Here is a 25,905-nt window from a genome sequence, read left to right as displayed (position 1 = left end):
ATCACAATTCACTGGAGGGTGAGATGACGAAGGTACTGATCGCGGGGGCGGGGCCGACCGGGCTCACGCTGGCCATCGACCTCGCGCGCCGCGGTGTCGACGTGCGGATCGTGGAGAAGGCCGAGACGTTTTTCGAGGGCTCACGCGGCGACGGTCTGCAGCCGCGCACGCTGGAGGTCTTCGAAGACCTCGGCGTTCTGGACGCGGTGCTGGCCGCCGGGCAGGCGCCGGTGCCTCTGAAGATCCACCTGGGCGGAGAGGTCGTCGGCGAGCGGATGATGGCCGAGCTCACCGAGCCGACCCCGGACGTGCCCTATCCGAACAGCTACTTCCTCGGCCAGTCGCGGACCGAGGGGATCCTGCGGGACCGGCTCGCCGAGTTCGGGGTCCGGGTCGAGCTCGGTACCCCGCTGATCGGCTTCGAGCAGGACGCCGATGGCGTGACCGCGGAACTGCCGGGCGAGCGGATCCGGGTCGACTACCTCGTCGGCGCGGACGGCGGGAAGAGCTTCGTGCGCAAGGCGCTCGGCATCGCGTTCGAGGGCACCACCGACGAATCGATCCGCATGCTGCTGGGCGATGTCCAGGCCGAGGGCCTCGATCGCGCGTACGGGCACTGGTTCGCGAAGCCCGAGGACCCGATGGCGGGGATCGTGCTCACGCCGCTGCCCGGCGTCCCGCACTTCCAGTTCGGCGCGCCGCTCGGCGAGGAGGAGGTCGAGGCGTCACTGGGCACGCTGCAGGCCCACCTCGACGCGCTGTCCGGCGGCGGGGTCCGCCTGCACGATCTGACCTGGTCGACGGTGTGGCGGCCGAACATCCGCCTGGCCGAGCGTTTCCGGGAGGGCCGCGTGTTCCTCGCGGGCGACGCCGCGCACGCCCATCCGCCCACCGGCGGGCAGGGGCTCAACACCGGCGTGCAGGACGCGTACAACCTGGGCTGGAAGCTCGCCGACGGGTCGCGCGAGCTGCTCGACAGCTACGAGCCCGAGCGGCGCGGGGTCGCGGCGCGGGTACTGAAGATCAGCACCGAGATCCTCGAGAAGTACACCGAGGGCGCGGACGACGCCTTCGAGCGCGGCGAGAACACCCGCCAGCTGGACATCGGCTACCGCGGCGGCCCGCTCGCGCCCGAGGCGACCGGCCGGATCCGGCCCGGTGACCGCGCGCCGGACGCGCCGCTGAAGGACGCGAACGGCAAGCCCGTCCGGCTGTTCGAGCTGCTGCGCGGCCCGCGGGCGACGGTGCTGGTGTTCGGAGACGGTCCCGCTCCCGAAGGCGCGCGCCGGATCCTTCCCGCGGGCAGCACGCTGTCCGACGAGGACTTCGAGGACGTCGGCGGGTACGCCTTCGCCGCGTACGAAGCCGGGAACGGGCGGCAGGTGCTGATCCGCCCGGACGGCTACATCCGCGGGCTCACCGCCTGAGCGGCAGCGTCGACCTCCGCCCAGACGTCGCGCCACACGGCACGGACCTCGGCCCGGCGCAGCAACTCCTTCTCCGCGACCCGGCCCGCGATGAAGGCGACTTCGGAATCGACCGAACTCACCACGTCGCGCATGCGATCGGCCGCGATACAGGCGTCCTGGTGGTCACCGAGAACGGTCTGAAGGTCCTTCGTCGCCTTGATCAGCTGCTGGATCCTCGCCGCCTGTTTCTTCTTCGCGGCGGGCTTGGCCATCTCGGCTGCGTAGCGCAGCTTCTTGCCGTAGATGCGAAGCGCGTGAAGGTCGTCATCCGGCGGATTGGAGGGAAGCGCCTTCACGGCCTTCGCGAGCTTTCGATGCGGCTTCGCGAGACCGGCGACCAGGTCGGCCGACGTGGGTGCGGCCTCGGACGTGGGTTCCTCGGCGGCGGGCTGCCGGGCGAGACGGCCGATGTCCTGCAGCATCGAGGCGTACCGGGGGCTGGCGAGCGCGCGGGTGAGCCGCCGTTTCGCGACCCCGCGGTCGGTGACGAACTTCGAAACCAGGCGGCGCGCGGCGGGCTGGTCGCGCACCTCGAACTCGGCGACGACCTCGCGGAGATGTCCGATCAGGACGTCGAAGTCGCGGACGTCGCCGAGCGACTGGCCGAGCCAGCCGAGTTCGGCGCGGACGGGCTCGGCGTCCGGGCCGACGAGGCGGCCCGAGAGTTTGAGGACGCTCCGCATCCGGCGCAGTGCGACCCGCATCTGGTGCAGGTCTTCGGGGTCGGCGCCGGATTTGGTGCCGGGCTCGTGCGCGAGGAGCGCGCGGATCTCGACGTCGAGTTTGACCCGGACGTGGGTGGCCGCCGGATCGTCCGGCCCGGCTTTCGCGGGACGGTCGCCGAGCCCGAGCGCGGCCGGAGTGGTCGAAGGGACGTTCTTGCGCGGCAGGGTCTCGGCTGTCACAAGATGAATTCTAGGTGAACCGGCAAGGTGGTCCAGGCCGTGAGAGCGGCACCGGACGCTATGAAAGGCCCGTTACTTGCAAAATTTGCAAGTAACGGGCCTTTCATGTCACGCGCGACCGCAGATCAGTTGGCGTGCAGGGCCGCGTTCAGCTCGATGCCGACGCCGGTACGCGCGACGACCTCGACGGCGCCGGTCCCGGAGTTCCGCCGGAACACCGCGCCCGAGATGCCGGACAGCTCCAGCGCCTTCACGACCTTGCCCTCGAAGCTCACCTTCGTGCCCGCGGTGACGTACAGGCCCGCTTCGACGACCGAGTCGTCGCCGAGCGAGATGCCGACGCCGCCGTTCGCGCCGATCAGGCAGCGCTCGCCGATCGAGATGGTCTCCTTGCCACCGCCGGACAGCGTGCCCATGATCGACGCGCCGCCGCCGACGTCGGAGCCGTCACCGACGACGACGCCCGCCGAGATCCGGCCTTCGACCATCGAGGCGCCGAGCGTGCCGGCGTTGAAGTTGACGAAGCCCTCGTGCATGACCGTGGTGCCGTTGGCCAGGTGCGCGCCGAGACGCGCGCGGTCGGCGTCGCCGATGCGGACGCCGGTGGGCACGACGTAGTCCACCATCCGCGGGAACTTGTCCACGCTGTAGACGGTGACGTTGCCGCGTGCCCGCAGCCGCAGCCGGGTCGCCTCGAAGCCCTCGACGGGGCACGGCCCGTGGTTGGTCCACACGACGTTCGCCAGAAGGCCGAAGATGCCGTCCAGGCTCGCGCCGTGCGGCTGGACCAGCCGGTGCGACAGCAGGTGAAGACGCAGGTAGACGTCGTGCGTGTCGCCGGGGGCGTCGGCGAGACGGGCGATGGTCGCGCGGACCGCGACGACCTCGACACCGCGATCGGTGTCCGGGCCGAGCTGGGCGGCGGCGGCCTCGCCGAGGGCCTCGGTGGCCTCTTCGGCGGTCAGCCGGACCGTGCCGGCCTTGCCCTCGGTGCCGCTGGTCAGCTTGGGCAGCGGGAACCAGGTGTCCAGCACCGTCCCGTCGCTGGTGACGGTGGCCAGTCCGACGCCGGTGGCGCCGGTCGTTTCGGGATCAGGGGTCTGCTCGCTCACGCCCTGAACGGTAACCCAGTGACCTGCGTCAACCGCCGACGAGGCTCTGCACCGTGGTCAGCGCCGCCGACATGTCGGTGAGTGCCTGGGTGCACGGCCCGCCGGGCGCCGCCTGGTCCTGGCAGTTCGTGGTGCGGAAGACGGAGATCGGCCGGTCGAGCGCCTCGGCGTTCGGCACCAGGTCCGGCCTGCGCTTGCGGACGTTGCCCGCCGCGCCGGAGAGTTCGGTGACGTACTTCTGGCAGCCCTTGGGCGATTCGGTCCCCGGCGCCAGATAACACCGGTCCGTGGTCAGCGCCTTGAGCTTGATCGGCAGCACGTCCGGCCCGGTGCTGCGGGTGGGCTTCACGGTGACCGGGACCTCGTTCGCCCCGCAGCCGCTGACCACCAGGAGCAGGGCGACCAAGATCGTTCTCATGCGCACACCTTTCACGGTAGCCCTGCGGCTCCGCCGGTACGGTGCTGGCATGCCTTCGCTCGATCTGCACGCGGACCCCGTCGACCTCACCGCCGCGCTGGTGGACATCTTCAGCGTCTCGGAAGAGGAGAAGGTCATCGCGGACGCCGTGCAGGCCGCGCTGGAAACGCAGGCCCCGCATCTCGAGGTGATCCGCAACGGTGACGCGGTCCTCGCCCGTACGAACCTCGGCCGCCCTTCGCGGGTGCTGCTGGCCGGGCATCTCGACACCGTGCCGGTCAACGAGAACATGCCGGTGCGCCGTGAGGGGACCGGTGACGACGAGATCCTGCACGGTCTGGGCACCGTCGACATGAAGAGCGGCGACGCCGTCTTCCTGCACCTCGCCGCCGCCCTGCGCGAGCCGAAGCACGACGTCACCTTCGTGTTCTACGACTGCGAAGAGATCGAAGCGACGAAGAACGGTCTCGGCCGTATCGAGCGTGAGCTGCCCGAGTGGCTGCACGCCGATCTCGCGATCCTCGGCGAGCCGTCGAACGGCGGTATCGAGGGTGGCTGTCAGGGCACGATGCGGATCGAGATCCGCGTCGAAGGCGTGCGGGCGCACACCGCGCGCGGCTGGATGGGCGTCAACGCGATCCACGGCCTCGCCGAACCACTGCGCAGGCTGGCCGAGTACACGCCGCGCGTGGTCGACATCGACGGCCTGACCTACCGCGAAGGCCTGCAGGCCACGAAGATCGGCGGCGGTGTCGCGGGCAACGTCGTGCCGGACGAGGCCGTGCTCACGATCAACCACCGGTTCGCCCCCGACCGCAGTGCCGAGGCCGCGGAGGCGCACCTTCGCGAGGTCTTCGAGGGCTATGACGTCAAGGTTGTCGACTTGTCGCCAGGGGCGTTGCCCGGTCTGAGCGCCCCCGCGGCGGCCGAGCTGGTCGCCGCGGCAGGCGGGAAGGCGGTCGCGAAGCTGGGCTGGACCGACGTCGCGCGCTTCGCGGCTCTCGGGATTCCGGCGGTGAACTTCGGCCCCGGCGACCCGACGCTGGCGCACACGCGGCAGGAGAACGTGCGGGCGGGCGAGATCCGGCAGGTCGCCGCGGTGCTGCGCGAGTTCCTCAGCTAGCCAGGGCGAGCAGCTCGTCGATCGCCCGCTCCGGACCGCCGTAGGTGAGGAACGAGATGGCGAACATGGGCGCGACCACCCGGCTCCAGGCGTAGAGCCTGTCTCCGTCGAGACCGCACGCGTCCGCCACCACGTGACACCGGGCCTCGACCCCTTCGTGCTCGGCGCCGGACACGACGTAGTCCACGGCGTCGAAGCACGGGTCGCCCACGCAGGCCTTCGGATCGATCGCGATCAGGCCGCGCGACGGGCCGCCGTCCAGGGCGTTGCCGAGGTGCAGATCGCCGTGGAGCAGGACGACGCCTGCCTGGGTGTCCAGCAGCGCCGCACAGCGGTCGATCGCGCGTTGCCAGGTGTCCTGGCCGATCCGGGCGTTGATGGCCGGATCGGCCAGCCTCTTGCCGATCCGGGCGAAGGACTCCTCGAACCGGCCGCGCAGAGTCGACGGCCAGCCCGCGGGCGGGGCCACGGCGTGCAGCGAGGTGAGCAGATCACCCCATAGACGCGGCAACGTCGCCGCCGGCAGGTCTTCGGCCGGGGTGCCCGGCTGGATCTCCTCCAGCACCATCGCGCCGGCGTCCGCGTCGGCGGCCAGCACGGTGGGAACCCGGCCCGAGGGCGCGAACACACGCAGCATCTCGACCTGTTTGGCCAGCAGCGCCCCGTCCGGGCTGAGCTTGAGCACCGCCGGGGTCCCGTCGGACCAGCGGCAGCGCAGGACGACGGACGACGCTCCGCTTTCGAACAACTCGCCAAGCTCGAAGCCCCATCGCGAGGCCAGTCGCGCGGCGAGGACCGGAACCTCGGCGAGCCACCCTTCGGCGTCCGGGCCGAATCGGCTCGCCAACCGGGCGCCGACGTCTTCCAGGTCCACTTCGGTCATTTCGGAACGTCCTCCTCGGCACCGAGCAGGAGGAGTCCCCGCCGCAACAGATCTGCGGCCTCTTCTGAGCGCCCCTGGTCGCGAAGCAGTTCTCCCGCCTTGTCGATTGAAGCAGCCAGGACGCCGCGAGCGTCGCGGAGGGCGGCGACGTCGATGGCGCGCGCGAAGCCCGCTTCGGCCGATTCGAGGTCTCCGCGAGCCAGGGCCAGCGAGCCCTGCTGGAACGTGAGTGACGCGGAGTGCGGTGAGTCCGCCGGGATGGCTTCGGCCGCTTCGGCGAGCAGTGCGGCGGCGTCGTCGAGACGACCGAGATCGCGGCAGACGTCGGCGAGTTCCAAGGTGACGGCGTGATCGGGCACGGCCGCTCGGGACGCGCGAAGGTCCGCGAGGGCGCCTTCGGGATCGTCGGCACGCCGGGCCAGCGCCCGCGCGAACAGGCACCGGGCCAGCACCGGCCGCAGGGCGCGCTCGTGGAGCAGGTCGTGCAGGACCGACACGGCGGCGACGGCGTCGGCCACCCGTCCGTCGGCGAGATAGGTCTCGGCGAGCCGGTGCTGGTTCCCGGTCAGTTCGGTCAGGATCTCCTCGTCGCCGCGCGACAACCGCAGCGCCTCGCCCGCGTGATGCGCAGCTTGGGCGGTCTCGCCGAGGCGGAGCCTGCCGTCGGCGAGGTACGCGTGCAGGGTCAGCAGGAGCACCGAATGCGGGTGGCGGTCGAGGCTCGCGTCGAGCGCGGTCCGGAGCAGATGCATCGCGTGGTGCGGCTCGCCACGACCGAGCAGGACGTTCGCCCGCAGCGCGGCGGCCACTTCGCGGTACGGCGGGATGTCGTCGCCCAGGGCGGCTTCGGCGGCGGCCACCAGCCGCGACCGGGCGTCGCCCTCGGTGAACCGCGCGAGCCACAGCCAAGCGAGTCCGGCCTGACGGTCGCGCCCGATCTTCTCCGCCCGCCGCGCCAGCCGCCGCATCTGGGCAGCCGAGCCGTTCCCCGCGAGGAACTCCGCCGCGGCCGCCGCGATGTCCAGATCGAGCCGGACGCCGTCGCGCGGCGAGGTCACGCCGAGCAGTTCGCCGGTGTCCACCCCGAGCCGCGCGGCGAAGTGGCGCAACGCGTCGCCGGACGGTGTCCGCGCACCCGTTTCGACGGACGAGACGTACGCGGCGGTGTAGTGCGGTTCGGCGAGTTCGCGCTGGGTGAGGCCGCGTTCGGCGCGTAGCCGTCGCAGTCGTCCGCCGACCTCCTCACCCATGACCGAGAACGATACGGCCGAACGCGCCGCAAGGTTGCGCGCGTGGTCCCACAACCTCTCGCGGCTCCGGTACGTATCCCCATATGTGACCGAAGACCTCCGGGAGGGCCGATGACCGCGCGCCGGGCTCTGGCCGTCGTCGTGTGCGCCCTGGTGGTGGCCGGCTGCGAAGCTCACTCGATCGCCCCTCCCGTGGTGACCCCGGTGCCCGCCGTTCCGGCTCCGGTTCCGTCTTCGACTCCTTCGCCGAAGCCCGTGCTGGCGCCGCCGTCCGCCGCGATCGCCTTCCCGCCGGCGGGATCCGGTCAGTGGCTCTTTCCCGGCGGCGAAGGTCCGGTCGCCGGGCAGGCCGGAAGGCTGCTGCGGTACCGCGTCGCCGTCGAAGCCGACATCGCCGGCGTGAGCCCGGACGGTTTCGCCCAGGCCGTCGAGTCCACTTTGAGCGATCCACGCGGCTGGACCGGCGGCGGACGGTGGCGGCTGCAACGCGTCGGCCCGGACGGACCGTTCGACTTCACGCTCTATCTCGCGACGCCGAAGACGCGCGACGTGTTGTGCGGCAGGCCGGACGGCTACACCTCTTGCCGCAACGGGAACAGCGTCGTGCTCAACGTCGCGCGCTGGGCGAACGGCGTCCCCGGTTATGGCGCGCCGCTGACGGTCTATCGCCAGTACATGGTCACGCACGAGGTGGGGCACCGGCTCGGGCGCGGGCACGAGACCTGCCCTGTGCCGGGCGCCCTCGCGCCGGTGATGCAGCAGCAGACCCTCGGTCTGCACGGCTGCGCGCCGAATCCGTGGCCCTATCCGGACGGGACGCAGTACTCGGGCCCGTCGGGGGAGTACGACGATCCGATCCCGCGCGGAGACTCGTGAGTGGTAAGGACGGTTAGAACCGTCCTTACCACTCACGAGACCCACTACCTGCTCGCGCTGTTCAGCGGCCCTGCAGTGACCTCACGTTGTTCCCGAAGGTCCAGTTCCGCGAGCCGTCCCAGTTGATCGACCAGGTCATCAGGCCCTTCAGCGCCGGAATGCTGCGGTACGCCTGGGAAACCAGGCTCGGCGACATGTAACCGCCACCGGCACCGGCCTGCGCGGGCAGCCCCGGGGCCTGCTTGTCGTAGGGAACGCGGATCGTCGTGCCCTGGATCACCAGGCCCTTGTCGAGGCAGTTGGTCTGCGCGACGAAGCCCTGAACCGTCCCGGCCTGGTACGAATCGCCGGAGCAGCCGTACATGCTTCCGTTGTAGTACTGCATGTTCAGCCACCACAGCTTGCCGTTGTCCGCGTACTTCTTGATGATCGGCAGGTACGCGCCCCAGATCGAGCCGTAGACGACGCTGCCGCCGGTGACGTAGGCGGTCTCGGGTGCCATGGTGAGCCCGAAGTTCGGCGGCATCGCGGCGAGCACGCCGTCGATGATGCGGATGAGGTTCTTCTGCGACGCGGAAAGCGTGTTGATGTTCCCGCTACCGGTGAGACCCGTCTCGATGTCGATGTCGATCCCGTCGAAGTTGTACTTCTTCAGGATCGGCACGATGGTCGCGACGAATTTGTCCGCCACCGTCGCCGAGTTCAGGTCGATGCCCGCGGTGGCACCGCCGATGGACATCAGGATCGTCGCGCCCGCGTCCTTCGCGGCGCACATTTCGGACGGGGTCGCGACCTTCACAGTCGCGTCCATCCCATCCTCCCATTTGGCCGTTCCGTCGGACAGGATGACCGGAAAGGCAGCGTTGATCACGTTGTATCCGTTGGCCTTGATCCGTGCGTCGGTGATCGGGATCCAGCCCAGCGGCGGATGGACGCCGTTCGAAGCGCCGTCCCAGTTCTCCCAATAGCCCTGCAGGATCTTGCCCGCGGGCTTCGATTTGACCGCGCAGACTTCGGCGTCCACCGAGGCCTGCGCCGGGGTCAGGACGACGAGTGTGGTGACGGCGAGTACCGCCGCGCCGGTGATTGCGAGCAGCCGTGAGACGCGACCGAACATACCCAGCTCCCATCTCGAAAGCGGTTGTGAACGAACAGGAAGCGGCCGTTCGGCTCAACATAGGTCGCCGTGCATGAGTGGCGCTACCGACGATCGGGTGGTCTAGACCAGATATCGAAGAGTTGTCCGAAATTCTCTTCCATGCACGAAGGCCATCTCACGAGGCCGGGTGTCCTCGTGAGATGGCCTTCTCATTCAGATGGTCAGACGGTGATCGACCAGCTGTCGAGCGTGCCGGTGTCCTGCGCGTAGGCGTCGTAGAGCACGAGCGTCCAAGTGCCGGAAGCGGCTTCGTTGGTCACCGGGACCGAGTAGGTCTTGGTGCCGAGGTCGGTGCAAGGCAAGGATCCGGTCGCCTTGACCGAGTACGTGCTGCCGTCGGGGGCCTTCAGACTGATCCGGAGATCCTCGGAGCAGGTGTGGGTACCGGTGATGGTCACCTTCACCGGGGAGACGGCGTTGCCGGTCGCGGTGGAGGTGATCGGGCTGTTCACCGTGGCGTAGTCGTTCAGCGCGAAGTCGGTGCCATTGCTGAACGTGCGCACGCTGACGTTGCCGACGGTGAGCGTGTACTGAGCCGTGCGGTCCACCGCGGTCCCGTCACCGAGCACCGTGATCGTGCTGGTGCCGTTGGGAGTGCTCGCCGACGTCGCGATGGTGAGCGTCGAGGAAGCGCCGGACTGGACCGAAGCCGGGTTGAACGTCGCGGTCGCCCCGGCGGGAAGACCACTGGCGCTCAGCGAAACCGCTTGTGCCGCACCGGAAGTCGTCGCGGTGTTCACCGTGACGGTCACCGACTGTCCCGCTTGGACGGTGCCGGAAGACGGGGAAAGGGTCAGCGAGAAGTCGGGACCCGTCGAGGTGCCGACGGCGAGCTTCCAGACCGCGTAGGCGATCGCGTCGCTGTTCTTCTCCAGCGGGGTGTCCGGGATGTTGGAGAGCGTGTCGCAAGCGCGGTGGTAGCAGCTGTCGAACGGCGCACCCGCGGTGCCGCCCCACTTCGTCCGCTGCGCGGCGCTCTTCGTGTATCCGGCGCCGGTCGCGAGACCGCCGACCGGGATGCCCGCGCTCTTGAACGACGCGTGGTCGGATCGGCCGTCGCCCTCCGTGTCGCCCTCGGTCTGGATGCCGATCGAGCTGAAGTACTCGTCGAACACCGACTTGACCGAAGCGACGTCGTCGTAGACGAAGTAGCCCCAGTTGTCGGAGCCGATCATGTCGAAGTTCAAGTAGGTCTTGATCTTCGTACGCTCGGCGGCGGGCAGGTTGGCGACGTAGTGCTTGGACCCGCGCAGGCCGGACTCCTCGTCGGCCCACCAGCCGAAGCGGACCCGCTTGGCCATCGTCGGGTTCTCGCGGGCCAGGGTCAGCGCGACTTCGAGGATCGAGGCCGAGCCCGAACCGTTGTCGTTGATGCCGGGACCGGCGGCGACGCTGTCGAGGTGCGCGCCGAGCATGAGGACCTGGTTGGCGTCACCCTGCGGCCATTCCGCGATGATGTTCTGGCTCTGGCCCGCGCAACTCGTGCAGGTCTGCAGTGTGACGTTGTAACCCGCGTCGCGCAGCTTCTGCGCCACATAGGACACCGACGCCGTGTAACCCGACCGTCCCGAGGCGCGGTTGCCGCCGTTCTGGTTGGCGATCGTCTGCAGCGAACTCAGGTGCGCCTTGACATTGGCGAGGGAGATGTCCGGTGCGGCGTTGAGGTTCGCGGCCGTGACGGCCTGCGCGGGTGTCACGACGACACCCAGTACGGCGGCCATACCGACGACGGCCGCTCCTATTCGCTTTCCCCACTTCATGCCGGGGTTTTCCTTCCTGGAGGGGTTTGCGTGAAGGACTCCTTCCCCCGACTGGGCCGGGGGAAGGAGTCCTTCACGCGAGAGAGAGCTAGAGAGTGATCGACCAGCTGCTGAGCGTGCCGGTGTCCTGCGCGTAGGCGTCGTAGACCACGAGGGTCCAGGTGCCTGCCGCGACTTCGTTGGTCACCGGGACCGAGTAGTTCCGGGTACCGAGGTCGGTGCAGGGCAGGGAGCCGGTGGCCTTGACCGAGTACGTGCTGCCGTCGGGGGCCTTCAGGCTGATGCGAAGGTCCTCGGAGCAGGTGTGGGTACCGGTGACGGTCACCTTCACCGGCGAGACGGCGTTGCCGGTCGCGGAGGAGGTGATCGGGCTGTTCACCGTGGCGTAGTCGTTCAGCGGGTAGTCGGTTTCGTTGCTGAACGTCCGGATGTTGGTGCCGGTGCCGACGGTCAGCTTGTACTGCACGGTGTGCGCGCCGCTGGTCCCGGTCCCGGTCACCGTGATGGTGCTGGTGCCCTCAGGGGTGCTCGCCGAAGTCGCGATGGTGAGCGTCGAGGAGGCACCGGACTGGACCGAAGCCGGGTTGAACGTCGCGGTCGCCCCGGCGGGGAGGCCGGAGGCGGTGAGCGCCACGGTCTGCGCCGCACCGCTGACGGTCCCGGTGTTCACCGTGGTGGTGGCCGACTCGCCGGGCTTGACGGTACCGGCCGCCGGGGTGATGCCGACCGAGAAGTCGGGACCGGACGGCGTGCACGAGGTCGGCTCACCGGTGGCCGCGGTGACACTGATCGCGTCCCATGCCGCCTTGGTGGTGTTGAACTCGGTGCAGGAAGTCGGGTACAGCGCGAGCGCCGCTTCCAGGGTCGCCTTGCGGGCGGCCTTGTGGTTCCAGCCGGAGGTCTTCTTCAGCAGGCCGTTGTAGAAGATCTTCGCGGCCTTCTGGATACCGATGCCGGTGATCGAGGTGTTGTTGCAGGTCGGGCTGGCCGGCTTGCCGACGGGCGCGGTGCCCTCGGCCAGCAGGTAGAACCAGTGGTTCTGCGGACCGGCCGCCGCGTGCACCTCGGTGTTCGGGATCGACGACGAGTAGCAGTTCGGGTTGCCCGAAACACGGCTCGGCTGGTTCATGTAGCGGATCGGGCCCTGGCCGACCAGGTTCACGCCCTCGCCGACGTCGTAGTCCGGGGTGTCCTTGGCGTTGTTGGCGTAGTGCTCGGTGATGGCGCCGAAGATGTCACCGGTGGACTCGTTGAGGCCGCCGTTCTCGTTGCCGCTGCCCGCGCCGCCCGGCGTGGTCTGGAAGATGGCGTGGCCGTACTCGTGCGCGACGACGTCCATCGGGGTGGCCTGGCGCTGGTTGTCCTGCGAGTGCCCGAAGGTGGTCGAGGAACCGTCCCAGTACGCGTTGACCTGGTTGAGGCCGACGGAGGCGGGGAAGCCGCCGCCGTTGCCGTTGATGCCGTTGCGGCCCAGCCACTCGCTGAGCATCTTCCACTCGGTCTGGACGCCGAAGAGCGTGTCGACACAAGCGGTTTCGAGGTTGGTGCCGGACCCGTTGCCCCAGTTGTCGTCGGGGCCGCTGTAGATCGCGCCGCTCTGCGGCTTGCAGCTGATGTTGGGGCGCTGCGGGTCGCGCATGGAGTAGGTGCCGCCGGAGTTCGTCGTGTCGATGGTGACGTTGCCGACGTAGTAGCTGTTCCCGGCGCCCAGCGTGCTGACCTCACCCGACGTGGCCTTCGGGGCGGTCGCGAAGTTCGACATCTTGACGTCGTCACGCGTCTGGAGGATCGCGCCGGTGGCGCCGTCCACGAAGACGTGCAGGTTGCTCGGCGTCGACGCCTTGGTGCCCGTGACGACGACCTCGTAGGCGAGCTTGGGGGAGTTCCCCGCCAGCACGACGAGCTTCGGCGCGGCCGCCTTGTCTACTTTGGACAGCTGCCCACGGGCGACCTCGGCCGCCTTCGCCGCGGTGATCTTGGCCTTGGTGTCGACCGAGATCGTCGCGGTCTCCGCGGCGGTGGTGCCGCGGACGCGCCCGGCGCCGTCGGTGACCACCACCGCGTCCCCGCCGACGACCGGCAGGCCACGGTAGGTCCGTTCGTAAGCGGCGTAGAAGAGTCCGCCGCCCCCCGGGGTCAGCCCGACGCGCTGGAAGCCTTCGTCGGCACCCTTCCGCAACTGGTCTACACCAGCTGCGGCGGCCTGGTCGGCGGCGCTCGCGGCGACGGCGTCAGGGCTCGCGGGTTGGATGGTCGCGGTGGCCGCGCTTGCCGGGATCACCGGAAGTGCGGCGCTCAGGGCAAGGCCGGCGATGGCCGCCAACCCTGTTCTGAGCCCTTGCTGAACGGTCATGTGGAACCTTCCATGGGCAGGACCGTGAACCCGGACGGCCATAGGCGCGACGGGGAATTCGACCGAGTCGGGGAGCACGGCGGGGGACAGGGAGCGTGTCCATTCGGATAACTGGAGTTATCTCGACGGACACGTCCGAGTAAAGGAGCCGGTCACGGGGGCGTCAATGGGCCGGATGGCCTAGTGGGGTGGGTGAAGATCAATATGCAAGGAATAAAATCCCTGTGTAGTAAGGCTTTTGCCGTCGGCCGCGATATATGGCGACTTTCGTATGGTTTTCAGTCCGATGGCCCGGAATCGGACATAGCGGCCGCGCGTACGCCACGCTGATAAGCGTCCGCCGCTTTGTCGATTAATCCGCGGGCCCGCAACGTGTCACCCAGATGCAGTGAAGTGGCGATGAGCGCGCCGCGTAATTCCGACTTTTCCTGTGCGGTGGCGGCTTCTTCGAGCAACGCGGTCGCTTCGGGCAGATCGCCGCGGGCGCGGGCGATGAGTCCCAGTAGCCGGAGAACCTCCGCCTTGGCTTCGATGTCGGGGGATCGATCCAGAAGCGGCCGGATCCCCTCGGCGAGTTCGGCGGCTTCGTCGAGTGCGCCTTGACGGCGGCGGACGTCGGCGAGTTCGATGGTCGCACCGAGGACGCCTTCGCGCGAACCGGCCTTGGCCAGAAGGTCGCGGGCGAGCAGGAGTTCGGCGTGCGCGTCGTCGAGTTTGCCCAGTCGTCGCCACAGGAAGCCGCGGGCCCACCGGCTCCGGGCGGCGTCCCGGTCGTAGCCGATGGACGTGAACAGTCGCAGTGCCCGCGAAAGGTCCTTTTCGGCACGGTCGGCGAGGCCGATCGCCTGCCACAACTGCGCGGCCTGCCGGTGGTACCGGGCGGAGATGTCCTTGCGGCGGGCGGAAGCCAGCGCGCGCCGTCCTTCTTCGGCGGCCCGCCGCGCGCGGCGGAGCGCGCCCATTTCGATGAGCGGGTGGATCAGCGCGGTCACCAGCGCGAGTTCGGCGTCGGGGTCGACGGGGCCGGCGGCGCGGAGTCCGGCGAGCGCGGTTTCGGTCAGCGCGACCGACGCACCCAGGTCGCCCGACAGCGCGCGGCAGGCGGCGACCCGGTTGACGATCATCGCGCGCAACCTCGGTGAAGCCGCCTCGGCGAGTTCCATGGCGTGCGCGAACCCTTTGTCCGCCAGCGGGATGTCGTAGCGCTGCCAGTCGACCTCGCCGAGATAGAACCGCGCGTGGCACTGGACGTCGGGCAGCCGGTACGCGGCCGCGCGCTGTTCGATCCGCGCGAATTCGCGCTCGGCGGCTTCGAGCCCGCCTTGTTGCAATTCCCGATATGCACTTTCCAGTGCGGCGGTGAGTTCCCCGGCCGCGCCCGGCGGCCTGCCGAAGCGGAGTTCGTCCGCGGTCAGGCCGAGCCGCCGCGCGAGATGGGTCAGCACGTCGTCCGAGGGCGCGCGGGTGCCGGATTCGACCTTGGCGAGGAAGCCGCGGTCGTAGCGGGGCTCGGCGAGCTCACGCTGGGTCAGGCCGCGGGCCTGGCGCAACCGCCGGATCCGCGCGCCGAGTGGTTCGGCCTCGGTCGGCAAGGACGGCACCGGACCAACGGTAGACGATTTCCCGGTGGTTTCCGGGGTCAGCCGGACAAGTGGGTGAGTAACGCGGCGAATCCGGCCGCGGGCACCACGAGAACCGGTCTGACCTCGGGCGGGAGTTCACGCTGCTTGGTGTCGCGGATGCCGACGAGGTCACCGTCAGTGCCGACTTCGACGCAGGCGTTCTCCTCCCAGTGGGTGTAGCTGGATTTGTGCCAGCCGCTCAGGCGCTCGTTCCAGTTCATCCCGGTGGGATACCCACTGACCGGATGGCGAATCGTGTGACTTTTGCCCGGCGAATCGGACATATTGACGGCGCGGGTCCTGGCGGCTAGCGTCTTGCGCCATAAAAAGGAAACTTTCTTAACTAATTCGAGCGGGGCGCCGATGATGGTGAGTTCCTGGTCCCGGGCGGTGGCCGCGGTGTCGGCACTGGTCCTCGGGGGTTTGACGGTTCCGGTGGTTTCGGCCGCCGCGGCGGTGCGAGGCGAGGTGCGGGTCGATCAGGTCGGCTACGGCCTCACCGAGACCAAGTACGCCTATCTGCTGTCCAGCGCGCCGGGGTCGTTCTCGGTGGTCGACGAACGCGGCCGGACCGTCCATCGTGGACGGACGGGTCAGTCGCTCGGCGCGTGGAACGCGAAGTACCCGGCGGTGTACCAGCTCGACCTGTCGAAGGTCTGGCTGCCGGGCAAGTACCGGATCGAGGTCAGCGGCGAGACCAAGGCGACGTCGCCGACGTTCCGGGTGGACACGAAGGACCGGCTCTTCACGCCGCTCGTCCGCGCCACCAACGAGTTCTTCCAGGCACAGCGCGACGGCGACGACATCGTCCCCGGCCGTCTCGACCGCAAGCCGTCGCATCTGGCCGACAAGCAGGCCACGGTCTACGACTGGCCGGTGTTCGTCGGCGAGGGCGGCGACGAGATCGCCGAACCGCTCAAGCCGATCGGCGGGCCGATCGACGTCGAGGGTGGCTGGGTCGACGCGGGCGACTTCGTCAAGTTCACCTCGAACACGGCGTATTCGCTGGCAGAGCTGGGATACGTGCTCCGCGAGGGCTACGACCCGGTGCTGGCGAAGGAGGTCAAACTCGGCCTCGACTGGCTCGACAAGATGTGGGACCAGCAGAACAAGACGCTGTACGCCCAGGTCGGGATCGGGACGGGCAGCGACAAGTTCGGCTTCCTCGGCGACCACGACGTCTGGCGTAACCCGCACGACGACGACCCGCTCGACGTGAAACCCGGTGACCCCAAGTACTTCGTGAAGCACCGGCCCGTCTTCCCGGCGAACCCCGGTGGTTCGGCGCTCAGCCCGAACCTGGCGGGCCGGGTGGCCGCGGCGTTCGCGCTCGGCGCGCAGGTCGAGGCGAAGCGGAACCCGGCACTGGCGCGGAAGTACCTCGCCGAAGCGGCTTCGGTGTTCGCACAGGCCAAGACGAAGGACGTCGGCGAACTCGTCACCGCCTTCCCGCACGCGTACTACCCGGAATCGTCCTGGCGGGACGACATGGAACTCGGCGCGACGCAGCTCGCACTGGCGGGCAAGGCGTTGCGGGATCCGAGGGCGGGCGAATGGACGCGGCAGGCGGCGCACTGGGCCAAGGCGTACATCGACCTCGAGGAGAAGAGCACGCTCAACCTGTATGACACCAGCGCGCTGGCGCACGCCGAACTGGCGAAGCTCCTGCGGCACGGTGTCCCGGGTGCCGCGCTCGGCCCGAAGGAACTGATCGGCGACCTGCGGCGTCAGCTCGACGAAGGTGTCGCGAACGCGGCGAAGAGTCCTTTCCGGACGGCTGTCTCGGTCAAGGACTTCGACGCCGCCAGCAAGAGCTTCGGGTTCGCCGCGACCGAGCGGCTGTACGCGGACGTGACCGGTGACCGGAAGTACGCGGCGTTCGGTTCGCAGCAGCGGAACTTCACCCTCGGCGCGAACGCGTGGGGTGTCTCGCTGGTCGTCGGCGTCGGCACGACGTCGCCGAAGTGCCCGCACCACCAGGCGGCGAACCTCGCGGGTGAGCAGAAGGTGCTCTACGGCGCGGTCGTGAATGGACCGAACGGCGCGGAACACTTCGCGGACCTGCCGTTCCCGGCCGGGGCGAAGGCGTGCACGAAGCCGTACGACGCCTTCGACACGACCGAGTCCCGCTACACCGACGACCTCGCCTCCTGGCCGAGCAACGAGCCCGCCATCGACTTCACCTCGACGGCCATGCTCGCGTTCGCGCTGACCGGACGTTCCTGACCGCTTTCGCGGGGCCCGCTCTCCCGGCGGGCCCCGCGTTCGCGAATCCGACAACTCCTGTTCGCGGCGATGCTGCCGCTCCGGACGGTGACGACGTCGTAGTCTTGGCGGGGTGAGTGAGACAAGCGAGTTCCCCGACGGCCAGTACCCGGAACGTCCGATCGAACGCCACAAGGGCCCGGTCGTACTGCGGCGGGATCGCCGTGACCAGGGCAGCACCACCGACCAGCGCCTGCTGGACTCGCGGGGACCGAGTGACTGGGTGCACACCGACCCGTGGCGCGTGCTGCGGATCCAGGCGGAGTTCGTCGAGGGCTTCGGCGCGCTGGCCGAGGTGCCGCGCGCGGTGACCGTGTTCGGTTCGGCACGGACCAAACGGGACCACCCGGAGTACGAGCTCGGCCGCAAGATCGGCGGCGCGCTCGCGAACGCGGGCTTCGCGGTGATGACCGGCGGCGGCCCCGGCGCGATGGAAGCGGTCAACCGCGGCGCCAACGAAGCGGGCGGGTTCTCCGTCGGCCTCGGCATCGAGCTGCCGTTCGAGCAGGGCCTGAACCCGTGGGTCGACCTTGGCGTCAACTTCCGGTACTTCTTCGCCCGCAAGACGATGTTCATCAAGTACTCGCAGGCGTTCATCTGCCTGCCCGGCGGCTTCGGCACGCTCGACGAGCTGTTCGAGGCGCTCACCCTGGTGCAGACGAAGAAGGTCACGAAGTTCCCGGTCGTGCTGTTCGGCAGCGACTACTGGGGCGGCCTGTACGACTGGATCGCCAAGACGCTGCTCGCCGAGGGCAAAATCGGCGAGAAGGACCTCGACCTGCTGCACGTCACGGACGACATCGACGACGCCGTGAGCGTCGTGCAGACGTCGTACCAGGCATGGGAGGACACCCACTGATGGCGGCTCCGCGCCGGGTATGCGTCTTCTGCGGCTCCTCGATGGGCTTCGACCCGCGCTATGCCGATGAGGCACGAGCGCTGGGCACCCTGCTGGCCTCGCGCGGGATCGGGCTCGTCTACGGCGGCGCTTCGGTCGGGACCATGGGCGTCGTCGCGGACGCCGCGCTGGCCGCGGGCGGCGAGGTGATCGGCGTGATCCCGGAGGCGCTCGGTAGCGTCGAGATCGCGCACGGCGGCCTGACCGAACTGCACGTCGTCGCCGACATGCACCAGCGGAAGGCCAAGATGGCCGCGCTGTCCGACGGCTTCCTCGCGCTGCCCGGTGGGGCGGGGACGCTGGAGGAGCTGTTCGAGGTCTGGACGTGGGCGCAGCTCGGGCTGCACGAGAAGCCGATCGGGCTGGTCGACGTCGGCGGGTACTACGCGCCGCTGCTGAAGTTCGCCGACCACATGGTGTCGGAGGGCTTCCTGTCGGCGGGGTACCGGGACATGCTCGCGATCGACTCGGACGCTTCTTCGCTTCTGGACGGCTTCGCGGACTACGTCCCTCCTCCGCGACCCAAGTGGGCCAAGTAAGTACGTGAAGGACCCCTTCCTTGCGCTAGACGCAGTGAAGGGGTCCTTCACGTACTTGGGGCAGAGCGAAGGTCGAGTTTCCTCGGCTGAGCCGAGGGAAGGGGACCTTCACGGACACCGGACGAGCCCCCGCGCGTGCAATGAAAGGCCCGTTACTTGCAAATTTTGCAAGTAACGGGCCTTTCATAGCGTCGGCAGGCGGGGGTCGCGGGACCGGAGGGGGAGCAGGGGACCTTTGCTATCGCCGGGGCCCGGGTGCTGCAGCGAGTGCCTTGAAAGGGGCTTTCAGGACGAAAAATGTCCTGAAAGCCCCTTTCATGACACGAGAGAAAGACCAGCGGCAGCGAGTGTCAGGCGGCGCTTTGGTCAGGGCGTTTGTGGTACGAGTCCACGTACTCCTGCCCCGATAGCTCCAGGATCGCGTACATGATCTCGTCGGTCACCGAGCGCCGGATCGCCGGCGACGAGTCCTGTCCCTCGTACCGCGAGAAGTCCAGAGGCGTGCCGTAGGTGACCGTGATCTTCGCGCGCCGCGGGATCCGTTTTCCGGCGGGCTGCAGGTCTTCGGTGCCGGACAGGGCGACGGGGACGACCTTCGCGCCGGTCGCGAGCGCCAGGGCCGCGACACCGGTGTGGCCGCGGTGCAGCCGCCCGTCCAGCGAGCGGGTGCCCTCGGGGTAGATCGCGAACGCGCCGCCCGCGTCGAGCACCTTCCGCGCCGCTTCCAGCGCGGCGAGACCGGCCTGCGCGTTGCCGCGTTCGACCGGGACGTAGCCGAGGCCGCCCAGGAAACCGGCCATCATTTTGCCCCTGAGCCCGCGGCCGGTGAAGTACTCCGCCTTGCCGAGGAACTTGACCTGCCGCATCGCCGTGAAAGTGATCACGCCGGTGTCCAGGGCCGCCCGGTGATTGGGTGCCAGGAGCACCGGCCCCTCGGCGGGGATGTTCTCCACGCCGCGGATCTCGGGGCGGTACAGGGCCCTGACCAGCGGACCGAGTACGAAACGGACGAGTAGCGGTAGCAAGGTTCCTCCATCGACGGGGTGTCGGACTCCAGCATGGCACGATCACTACTCATGAGTTGGTTCGAGCGGCGTACGTGGCAGAACCCCGGTTGGACGCTCGACGACATCGTCGCTGCGAAGGGTGACCGGACGGTTTCGGTCGTGCTACCGGCACTCGACGAACAGGACACCGTCGCCGAGGTCGTCGGCACGGTCCGCCCGTTGCTGGGCACGATCGTCGACGAGCTGGTCGTGATGGATTCCGGGTCCACCGACGCCACCGCCGAGCTCGCCGCCCGCGCCGGCGCGCGGGTGGTGCATCGCGAGGACGTGCTCCCCGGGCTGCCGCCGGTGCCCGGCAAGGGCGAGGTGCTGTGGCGGTCGCTGGCCGCGACGACCGGTGACGTCGTCGTGTTCCTCGACTCCGACCTCGTCGACCCGGACCCGGCCTTCGTGCCGACCCTGCTCGGGCCGCTGCTCTGCGAAAACGGTGTCCACCTGGTCAAGGGGTTCTACCGGCGGCCGCTGCGGCTGGAGAGCAGCGGCGGTGGCCGGGTCACCGAGCTGCTGGCGCGGCCGGTCCTTTCGGCGCTGCGCCCGTCGCTGTCGGCGCTCATCCAGCCTCTGGGCGGCGAGTACGCCGCGACACGCGAGTTCCTCGAGTCAGTGCCCTTCGCGGCCGGGTACGGCGTCGAGATCGGGCTCATCCTCGACGCCGAAGCGCGCTACGGCCTCGAAGGGCTCGCACAGGTCAACCTCGGCGTACGCAAGCATCGCAACCGTTCGCTGCTTCAGCTGGGCGTGATGGCCCGGCAGATCCTCGGGACGGCGCTCGCGCGCTGCGGCATCAAATCGGACGACCCGGCGCTGTTGACACAGTTCGCGCAAGTAGAGGACGAGTGGCTGCCTGAGGTGGCCGAGGTGTCGATCAGCGACCGGCCGCCGATGCGGGAAGTACGCGGCCTAACCGAGTCGTAGCACCTCGTCGAAGCCCGCCACGTGCGCTTCACGGTGCGTCACGAGGACGACGGTGCCGCGTGCGGCCGCGAGCACGTCCGCCAGGACGGCGTCGCCGTGTTCCGGGTCCAGCCCCTCGACAGGCTCGTCCAGCACCAGGACCGGCGGCGCGGCCAGCACCGCCCGCGCGAGCACGAGCCGCTGGCGTTGCCCTCCTGACAGGGCGTCGCCGTCGGAACCGGCCTCGCGGTCCAGCGGCAGGTCGAAACCCGCCGTCGCGCAGGCGGCGAGCAACTCGGCGTCCGAAGAACCGGGCTTCGCGAGCAGCAGGTTCTCCCGGACCGTCGTGTGGAAGACGTGCGCGTCCGCGAGCGCGCCCGAGACCACCGATGGCAGCAGTGCGGGGTCGTAAACGTCCAGCGGCTTTCCGTTCAGCAGAGCGCGCCCGGAGGTCGGCGCCACGGAACCCAGCAGCACGTTCAGCAGCGTCGTCTTCCCGGCGCCGCTCGGCCCCAGGATCCCGACCCGTTTGCCCGGCGGCAGGTCGAGGTCGACGCCGTCCAGCGCCGCAGCCCTGCCCTCGAACCGCACGCCGACGCCTTCGAGCCGCAGGTGTCCCGGCTCGGGCACCAGCGTCCCGCGCGCGGGAGCGGCCTCGGTCAGCAGCGCGCGCACCCGGCCCGCCGACGCCCGGACCTCGACCCAGCGCTGGGCGGCGGCGGTCAGCGGGAGGACCAGCTCGAACACGGTCAGCGCACCGAGGGCCAGCGCGGCGGTCAGCGGCGGCGAAACCCCGGCGGTCAGCGCGATCGTGACGCAGGTCAGCAACTGGACGAGCATCCCGGCCGCGGTCAGCAGGCTGGTCCGGTTCGCCGTCGCCCGGTCCCGGACGGCGAGCGCGTCGACGGCGGTGTGCGCGACGTCCACAGTGGACTCGTGCACGCCGTGGGCGATCAGCTCCCGTCGCCCGGTGATGAGCTCGACCGCGCGTTCGGCGAGATCGGCCCGCGCCGGCGCGCTCTTCTCCGCCGCCGCGCGAGTGATCCGCACGCACAGCCACGGCAGCCCGATCCCCGCGACGACGAGCCCGAGCGCCAGCACCAGACCGGCCAGCGGGCTGACGATCAGGGCGAACGTGGTCGACACGATGCCCACGAAGGCGGCGACCCCGGCGGGTAGCAGGCAGCGCAGGATCGCGTCCTGCACGGCGTCCACATCGGACACCAGGCGCGTGACGAGGTCACCGCCGGAATGCCGGGAAACCCGGTGCGGCAGCAACGACGTGTACACGCGGGTCCGCAGGGCGCCGAGATAACGCAGGACGACCTCGTGCCCGGCGAGCCGTTCCGCGTAGCGCAGCCCGCCGCGCAGCAACGCCAGTGTCCGGACGGCGACGATCGCCACCGTGAGCGACGCCAGCGGCGGCTGCTCGGCCGCCTTCAGCAGCAGCCACGCGGCGGTGGCCATCAGCGCCAAACCCGCCAGTTCCGCTCCGGCCGCGATCAGCCCGGCGCGGACCAGCCGGACGACGTCCTTCGCGGACACACCCCACACGTTCACACCAGTTCCCGTTCTCTTACGGCGCCATCGCGGACTTCGAGGACGCGGGAGGCCAGCGCGGCCATCGCGGGCCGGTGCGCCACGAGTACCGCGGTCCGGCCGGTGAGCAGTTCGCGGGTCGCCGCCAGCACGGCCGCCTCGGTTTCCGCGTCGAGCCGGGCGGTCGGTTCGTCGAGCAGCACCAGGCCCGCTTCCGTGCGGGCCAGTGCCCTGGCGAGGCCGAGCCGTTGCCGCTGCCCGGCGGAAAGCGGTGCGCCCAGTTCCCCGATCCGGGTCCGGTAGCCGTCGGGCAGCCCTCGCACGACCTCGTCGAACGCCGCCGCGCGGGCCGCCGCCTGGACGTCCGGCACCTGGCCCATGGCGATGTTCTCCTCGACGGTTCCGGTGAACAGGGTCGGCCGCTGCGGCACCCACGCCGCCCCGGCGCGCCACGGCGCCGGATCCAGTTCGCGCAGGTCGGCGCCGTCGACGAGGACCCGGCCGGACGTCGGCGTGACGAAGCCCAGCAGCACCGCCAGCAGGGTGCTCTTCCCGGAACCGCTGGGACCGACGAGCGCGACGTGCTCGCCCGCCTCGATCGTCATGTCCACTTCGGACAGAACGGTCTCGCCGCCGTACGCGACGCTCACCTTCTCCAGCACGATCCGCGGCGCACCGCGGCGGGTCACCTGCGTACCCCGGACGATCTCCTCCGCGGGGACGGCCAGCGCCGCCTTCACCGTTGCGAGCCCTTCCGCGCTGGCGTGGAACTTCGCCCCGGCCGCCCGCAACGGCAGATAGGCCTCGGGCGCGAGCAGCAGGACCAGCACCGCGGTGTGCACGACCATCCCGCCTTCCAGCAGGCGGAAGCCGATCGGCACCGCCACGAGCGCCACCGACAGCGTCGCCACCAGTTCCAGCACCAGCGCGGACAGGAACGCGACCCGCAGCGTGCGCATCGTCGCGTCCGTATGCGCGTCCGCCATCGCCCGCACGGTCTTGGCCTGCGCGTCGGCGCGACCGAACACCTTGAGCGTGCCGAGCCCGCGGACGACATCGAGGAAATGCCCGCCCAGCTTGGAAAGCAGCGCCCACTGCTGGGCCGTCTTCGCCTTAGTGTGCTGGCCGACCAGGATCGCGAACACCGGGATCAGCGGCAGCGTCGCGGTGATGATCAGTGCCGACGCCAGATCCGCGGCGAACAGCCGGACGAGCACCGCGACCGGCACGATCGCCGACAGCACCACCGTCGGCAGGTAGCCGGTCAGGTAGGCATCACTCGCGTCGATCCCCTTGGTCACCAGGGTCGCGACCTCGCCGGGCTTCTTCGCTTCCGCGCCGAGAAGCCGTTTGCGCAGCCCGGCTTTGACCGTCGCCGCGAACCGGCCGCCGACGGAACCCTGGACGCCCGCGAGCAGCACCCGGACCGCGATGGCGGCCGCGAGCGTCCAGGTGACACCGCCGCCGGTCAGCAGTGTCGCGAGGCCGTCCGCCTGGACGAGGATCGCCGCGGCGGTCAGCGTTCCGAGAACGGCCAGAACGCCGAAATGGCGTCGCAGTCCGGGAAGGGGAGGCATCATCGGCTCCTAGAAGTGCAGCAGCGAGCGCTGGTCGACCCGGTCGCCGTGCCTGCGCCAGGTCACCCACTGCACGGCGGCGATCGCCACCAGCGCGGGCGGCAGGACAAAGGTGAGCAGATCGAGCATCTCGGTACTGGTGGCCGCTTCCGTCAGGCTCAAGGAGAACCCGCCGTCCACAGAGGACACGAGCGCGTCCGGAAGGCGCAGTGTCCCGACGGCCAGCACCGGCGACGCGGACAGGACCATCGTCGCGATCAGCGCCGCCTTGTGCCGACCCGCGCGCAGTGCCACGGCCGCGGCACCGAGCGCGCCGAACGCCAGCACGATCGCGGGCAGCACGGTCCACGACGCGGTGGTTTCGACGGCGCCCCAGCCGACCGCCACGACCAGGAACGCGAGCGCCGGCGCGAGCAGGGCCTTGGCGATCCGGTTCGCGCGTGCGGTGAAGTCGGCGGGGGCCCGGACGGCGAGGAAAGCCGCTCCCTGCAAGGCGAACAGCGCGACGAACCCGGCACCCCAGACCAGCGCGTACGGATCGAACACGGCGAGGACACCGCCGGTCGGCTGCCCGGCGGCGTCGAGCGGGAGCCCGAGGACGAGGTTGCCGAGGAACACGCCCCAGGACACCGCCGTCACCCAGGCGCCGACGGTGATCGCCAGCGTCCAGGCACCGCGGCCGGCGTCCGGCCGCCTGCTGCGCAACTGCACCGCCGCGGTGAACGCGACCAGCCCGAGCAACAGCGTGACGACCGGGAGATAGGCCCCGGAGAACACTTTTCCTTCCAGATGCGGGAAAGCGCCGAACAGGACGCCGACCGCGGCCACCAGCCAGACCTCGTTGGCCAGGAAGAACGGGCCGAAGGCGCCGAGGACGCGCCGTCGTCCTTCCTCGTCACGGCTGAGCCTGCCGAGCAGCATCCCGACGCCGTAGTCGTAGCCCGCCAGGGCGAAATAGCCGGAGATCAGGAAACCGAGCACACACCACCACAGGATCACCATGGGTCAGACTCCGCTCAGGACGGGAAGTTCGGCACGAGGCGGCGCCGCCTCTTCTTCGGGTTCCGGGCCGCGTTTGGCGACCCGGGACATCAGCACCCAGTCGGCGATCGCGAGTGTCGCGAACAGCACGGTGAACGCGATGAAGGAGAACAGGATCTGCCCCGCCGGGATCGACGCGACGGCGTCGGCGGTGGTCAGCTGCCCGCGGATCAGCCATGGCTGCCTGCCGATCTCCCGCACCAGCCAGCCGGAGATCGCGGCGAAGAACGGCAGTGGGATGGCCAGCACCATCAGGTACAGCAACGGCCGCACCTTGGTGATCCAGTTCCGGAACAACAGCAGCGTGCCGAGGATCGAGGCCAGGAAGGCGATGAAGCCGATCTGGATCATGAGCCCCAGCGGGGCGCCGACCAGCGGTTCCGGTGATTCGAGCTTGCCGGGGTGGTACTCCCCGAGCGGGCCGAACTGGGCGAAACCGAAGCCGATCACCATCGTGCTGCCGACCAGCGAGGTGAGCACGCCGATCCGCATGGAGGTCCGGAAGAACGCGATCTCCTTGGTGCGCTTGATGAAGTGGTACGCGCTGACGCCGACCACGAAGAAACCGCCGGTCATGAGCGCCGCGCTCAGCACGTGCGGCAGCGACATCGCCAGCGCCGGGTTGGTGAACAGCGCGCCGAAGTCGTCGAGCTTCAGCACACCGTTCTCGGCATGCGTGCCGACCGGGTTCTGCAGGAACGAATTGGCCACCATGATGAACAGCGCCGAGGCGTACGCGGTCAGCGTGACCAGCCAGATCAGGGTCAGGTGGACCCATTTGTTCAGCCGCCCCCAGCCGAAGATCCACAGCCCCAGGAAGGTCGATTCGGCGAAGAACGCCACCAGCGTCTCGATGGCCAGCGGGGCGCCGAAGACGTCGCCCGCGACCGTGGACAAGCCTGTCCAGGTCAGCCCGAACTGGAATTCCATCACGATTCCGGTGACGATTCCCAGCGCGTAATTGATCACGTAGAGCCTGCCCCAGAAGCGGGTCATCCGCATCAGTTCCGGCTTGCCGCCGAATGCGGAGCGTGTCTGCATCACCGCGACGAGTGTCACGAGCCCCAGTGTGAGCAGAACGAACAGGAAGTGGAACGAGGTCGTCGTCGCGAACTGGAGTCTCGCGATCGGGAGTGCGTCCATGCCGATGCACTG

Annotated in this window: 22 protein-coding genes; 7 read left to right on the top strand and 15 right to left on the bottom strand. The window is 69.6% G+C overall.

The annotated features are described in order from the left end of the window. The first annotated feature begins 23 nt into the window (after positions 1-23). Positions 24-1,427, top strand: a complete 1,404-nt coding sequence (locus ACLJPX_RS40195) for an FAD-dependent monooxygenase (RefSeq protein WP_410605466.1) — start codon at positions 24-26, stop codon at positions 1,425-1,427. On the opposite strand, the gene ACLJPX_RS40190 is transcribed toward ACLJPX_RS40195, so the two are convergent. From ACLJPX_RS40190 to ACLJPX_RS40180, 3 genes are all read right to left on the bottom strand, one after another. Next, positions 1,403-2,374, bottom strand: coding sequence for a CHAD domain-containing protein (locus ACLJPX_RS40190; RefSeq protein WP_101612446.1), 972 nt, complete (start codon positions 2,372-2,374; stop codon positions 1,403-1,405). The two genes, ACLJPX_RS40195 and ACLJPX_RS40190, sit on opposite strands and share 25 nt — an antisense overlap. A 125-nt stretch (positions 2,375-2,499) precedes the next feature. After that, positions 2,500-3,486, bottom strand: a complete 987-nt coding sequence (dapD, locus tag ACLJPX_RS40185; protein WP_410605465.1) for a 2,3,4,5-tetrahydropyridine-2,6-dicarboxylate N-succinyltransferase — start codon at positions 3,484-3,486, stop codon at positions 2,500-2,502. 28 nt (positions 3,487-3,514) lie between these two features. Beyond that, positions 3,515-3,904 (bottom strand): hypothetical protein, encoded by a 390-nt coding sequence (locus tag ACLJPX_RS40180; protein ID WP_233223099.1) that lies wholly within the window; start codon positions 3,902-3,904, stop codon positions 3,515-3,517. 49 nt (positions 3,905-3,953) lie between these two features. Between ACLJPX_RS40180 and dapE the strand changes: the two genes are divergently transcribed. Next, positions 3,954-5,027 (top strand): succinyl-diaminopimelate desuccinylase, encoded by a 1,074-nt coding sequence (gene dapE, locus ACLJPX_RS40175; RefSeq protein ID WP_410605464.1) that lies wholly within the window; start codon positions 3,954-3,956, stop codon positions 5,025-5,027. Here dapE and ACLJPX_RS40170 read toward each other — a convergent pair. Both ACLJPX_RS40170 and ACLJPX_RS40165 read right to left on the bottom strand, forming a co-directional pair. Then, on the bottom strand, positions 5,020-5,910 hold the full coding sequence (locus tag ACLJPX_RS40170; protein ID WP_410605463.1) for an aminoglycoside phosphotransferase family protein: 891 nt from the start codon (positions 5,908-5,910) through the stop codon (positions 5,020-5,022). The two genes, dapE and ACLJPX_RS40170, sit on opposite strands and share 8 nt — an antisense overlap. Then, positions 5,907-7,160 carry a helix-turn-helix domain-containing protein gene (locus tag ACLJPX_RS40165; RefSeq protein ID WP_410605462.1) on the bottom strand — a complete coding sequence of 418 codons (1,254 nt, stop codon included), beginning with the start codon at positions 7,158-7,160 and terminating at the stop codon, positions 5,907-5,909. Before ACLJPX_RS40165 ends, ACLJPX_RS40170 begins: the two co-directional genes overlap by 4 nt. Before the next feature lie 111 nt (positions 7,161-7,271). Here ACLJPX_RS40165 and ACLJPX_RS40160 point away from each other — a divergent pair, with 111 nt between their 5' ends. Then, on the top strand, positions 7,272-8,036 hold the full coding sequence (locus tag ACLJPX_RS40160; RefSeq protein ID WP_410605461.1) for a DUF3152 domain-containing protein: 765 nt from the start codon (positions 7,272-7,274) through the stop codon (positions 8,034-8,036). A 61-nt stretch (positions 8,037-8,097) separates the two neighbouring features. Here ACLJPX_RS40160 and ACLJPX_RS40155 read toward each other — a convergent pair whose 3' ends face one another. The 5 genes from ACLJPX_RS40155 to ACLJPX_RS40135 all read right to left on the bottom strand — a co-directional run bounded on the left by ACLJPX_RS40155 (position 8,098) and on the right by ACLJPX_RS40135 (position 15,151). After that, positions 8,098-9,153: a chitinase gene (locus tag ACLJPX_RS40155; RefSeq protein WP_410605460.1), complete on the bottom strand. Its 1,056-nt coding sequence runs from the start codon at positions 9,151-9,153 to the stop codon at positions 8,098-8,100. A 203-nt stretch (positions 9,154-9,356) separates the two neighbouring features. Next, entirely contained in the window at positions 9,357-10,955 is a 1,599-nt protein-coding gene (locus ACLJPX_RS40150; protein WP_410605459.1) for a M20/M25/M40 family metallo-hydrolase, read from the bottom strand. Positions 10,956-11,043: 88 nt separating this feature from the next. Further along, on the bottom strand, positions 11,044-13,308 hold the full coding sequence (locus ACLJPX_RS40145) for a M4 family metallopeptidase (protein WP_410605458.1): 2,265 nt from the start codon (positions 13,306-13,308) through the stop codon (positions 11,044-11,046). A 278-nt stretch (positions 13,309-13,586) separates the two neighbouring features. After that, positions 13,587-14,909, bottom strand: coding sequence for a helix-turn-helix domain-containing protein (locus tag ACLJPX_RS40140; protein WP_410605457.1), 1,323 nt, complete (start codon positions 14,907-14,909; stop codon positions 13,587-13,589). A 38-nt stretch (positions 14,910-14,947) separates the two neighbouring features. Further along, on the bottom strand, positions 14,948-15,151 hold the full coding sequence (locus ACLJPX_RS40135) for a DUF397 domain-containing protein (RefSeq protein WP_410605456.1): 204 nt from the start codon (positions 15,149-15,151) through the stop codon (positions 14,948-14,950). Positions 15,152-15,293: 142 nt separating this feature from the next. Here ACLJPX_RS40135 and ACLJPX_RS40130 point away from each other — a divergent pair, with 142 nt between their 5' ends. The 3 genes from ACLJPX_RS40130 to ACLJPX_RS40120 all read left to right on the top strand — a co-directional run bounded on the left by ACLJPX_RS40130 (position 15,294) and on the right by ACLJPX_RS40120 (position 18,632). Further along, complete coding sequence (locus ACLJPX_RS40130; RefSeq protein ID WP_410605455.1) at positions 15,294-17,156, top strand: glycoside hydrolase family 9 protein; 1,863 nt, start codon at positions 15,294-15,296, stop codon at positions 17,154-17,156. A gap of 112 nt (positions 17,157-17,268) precedes the next feature. After that, complete coding sequence (locus ACLJPX_RS40125; RefSeq protein ID WP_101612458.1) at positions 17,269-18,054, top strand: TIGR00730 family Rossman fold protein; 786 nt, start codon at positions 17,269-17,271, stop codon at positions 18,052-18,054. Beyond that, positions 18,054-18,632, top strand: coding sequence for a TIGR00730 family Rossman fold protein (locus ACLJPX_RS40120; protein ID WP_410605454.1), 579 nt, complete (start codon positions 18,054-18,056; stop codon positions 18,630-18,632). The genes ACLJPX_RS40125 and ACLJPX_RS40120 overlap by 1 nt, the downstream gene beginning before the upstream one ends. A gap of 350 nt (positions 18,633-18,982) precedes the next feature. Here ACLJPX_RS40120 and ACLJPX_RS40115 read toward each other — a convergent pair whose 3' ends face one another. Continuing rightward, complete coding sequence (locus ACLJPX_RS40115; RefSeq protein ID WP_101612460.1) at positions 18,983-19,657, bottom strand: lysophospholipid acyltransferase family protein; 675 nt, start codon at positions 19,655-19,657, stop codon at positions 18,983-18,985. A gap of 51 nt (positions 19,658-19,708) precedes the next feature. Here ACLJPX_RS40115 and ACLJPX_RS40110 point away from each other — a divergent pair, with 51 nt between their 5' ends. Continuing rightward, complete coding sequence (locus ACLJPX_RS40110) at positions 19,709-20,614, top strand: glucosyl-3-phosphoglycerate synthase (protein ID WP_410605453.1); 906 nt, start codon at positions 19,709-19,711, stop codon at positions 20,612-20,614. Here ACLJPX_RS40110 and cydC read toward each other — a convergent pair. The 4 genes from cydC to ACLJPX_RS40090 are packed head-to-tail and all read right to left on the bottom strand — an operon-like array spanning position 20,600 to position 25,893. Continuing rightward, entirely contained in the window at positions 20,600-22,138 is a 1,539-nt protein-coding gene (cydC, locus tag ACLJPX_RS40105) for a thiol reductant ABC exporter subunit CydC (RefSeq protein WP_410605452.1), read from the bottom strand. The two genes, ACLJPX_RS40110 and cydC, sit on opposite strands and share 15 nt — an antisense overlap. An 11-nt stretch (positions 22,139-22,149) precedes the next feature. Next, positions 22,150-23,709, bottom strand: coding sequence for a thiol reductant ABC exporter subunit CydD (gene cydD, locus ACLJPX_RS40100; RefSeq protein ID WP_410605451.1), 1,560 nt, complete (start codon positions 23,707-23,709; stop codon positions 22,150-22,152). 9 nt (positions 23,710-23,718) lie between these two features. Continuing rightward, a complete protein-coding gene (locus ACLJPX_RS40095) occupies positions 23,719-24,711 on the bottom strand; it encodes a cytochrome d ubiquinol oxidase subunit II (RefSeq protein ID WP_410605450.1) in 993 nt (330 codons plus the stop codon). A 3-nt stretch (positions 24,712-24,714) separates the two neighbouring features. Next, the gene (locus tag ACLJPX_RS40090; protein ID WP_410605449.1) at positions 24,715-25,893 is read right to left on the bottom strand and encodes a cytochrome ubiquinol oxidase subunit I; all 1,179 of its coding nucleotides are present in this window, start codon (positions 25,891-25,893) and stop codon (positions 24,715-24,717) included. Positions 25,894-25,905 lie beyond the last annotated feature (12 nt).

Source organism: Amycolatopsis sp. lyj-90 (assembly GCF_046549035.1).
GTDB lineage: Bacteria > Actinomycetota > Actinomycetes > Mycobacteriales > Pseudonocardiaceae > Amycolatopsis.
The sequence above is the reverse complement of the archived record's forward strand: the minus strand, read 5'-3'. Positions and strand labels throughout refer to the sequence as shown.

What these genes read in the sequence shown, in the direction of transcription:
- ACLJPX_RS40195 (WP_410605466.1), top strand. Translation starts at nt 24, where the DNA reads ATGACGAAGGTACTGATCGCGGGGGCGGGGCCGACCGGGCTCACGCTG.
- ACLJPX_RS40180 (WP_233223099.1), bottom strand. Translation starts at nt 3,904, where the DNA reads ATGAGAACGATCTTGGTCGCCCTGCTCCTGGTGGTCAGCGGCTGCGGG.
- dapE (WP_410605464.1), top strand. Translation starts at nt 3,954, where the DNA reads ATGCCTTCGCTCGATCTGCACGCGGACCCCGTCGACCTCACCGCCGCG.
- ACLJPX_RS40170 (WP_410605463.1), bottom strand. Translation starts at nt 5,910, where the DNA reads ATGACCGAAGTGGACCTGGAAGACGTCGGCGCCCGGTTGGCGAGCCGA.
- ACLJPX_RS40165 (WP_410605462.1), bottom strand. Translation starts at nt 7,160, where the DNA reads ATGGGTGAGGAGGTCGGCGGACGACTGCGACGGCTACGCGCCGAACGC.
- ACLJPX_RS40160 (WP_410605461.1), top strand. Translation starts at nt 7,272, where the DNA reads ATGACCGCGCGCCGGGCTCTGGCCGTCGTCGTGTGCGCCCTGGTGGTG.
- ACLJPX_RS40155 (WP_410605460.1), bottom strand. Translation starts at nt 9,153, where the DNA reads ATGTTCGGTCGCGTCTCACGGCTGCTCGCAATCACCGGCGCGGCGGTA.
- ACLJPX_RS40150 (WP_410605459.1), bottom strand. Translation starts at nt 10,955, where the DNA reads ATGAAGTGGGGAAAGCGAATAGGAGCGGCCGTCGTCGGTATGGCCGCC.
- ACLJPX_RS40145 (WP_410605458.1), bottom strand. Translation starts at nt 13,308, where the DNA reads ATGACCGTTCAGCAAGGGCTCAGAACAGGGTTGGCGGCCATCGCCGGC.
- ACLJPX_RS40135 (WP_410605456.1), bottom strand. Translation starts at nt 15,151, where the DNA reads ATGAACTGGAACGAGCGCCTGAGCGGCTGGCACAAATCCAGCTACACC.
- ACLJPX_RS40130 (WP_410605455.1), top strand. Translation starts at nt 15,294, where the DNA reads ATGATGGTGAGTTCCTGGTCCCGGGCGGTGGCCGCGGTGTCGGCACTG.
- ACLJPX_RS40120 (WP_410605454.1), top strand. Translation starts at nt 18,054, where the DNA reads ATGGCGGCTCCGCGCCGGGTATGCGTCTTCTGCGGCTCCTCGATGGGC.
- ACLJPX_RS40110 (WP_410605453.1), top strand. Translation starts at nt 19,709, where the DNA reads ATGAGTTGGTTCGAGCGGCGTACGTGGCAGAACCCCGGTTGGACGCTC.
- cydD (WP_410605451.1), bottom strand. Translation starts at nt 23,709, where the DNA reads ATGCCTCCCCTTCCCGGACTGCGACGCCATTTCGGCGTTCTGGCCGTT.
- ACLJPX_RS40095 (WP_410605450.1), bottom strand. Translation starts at nt 24,711, where the DNA reads ATGGTGATCCTGTGGTGGTGTGTGCTCGGTTTCCTGATCTCCGGCTAT.
- ACLJPX_RS40090 (WP_410605449.1), bottom strand. Translation starts at nt 25,893, where the DNA reads ATGGACGCACTCCCGATCGCGAGACTCCAGTTCGCGACGACGACCTCG.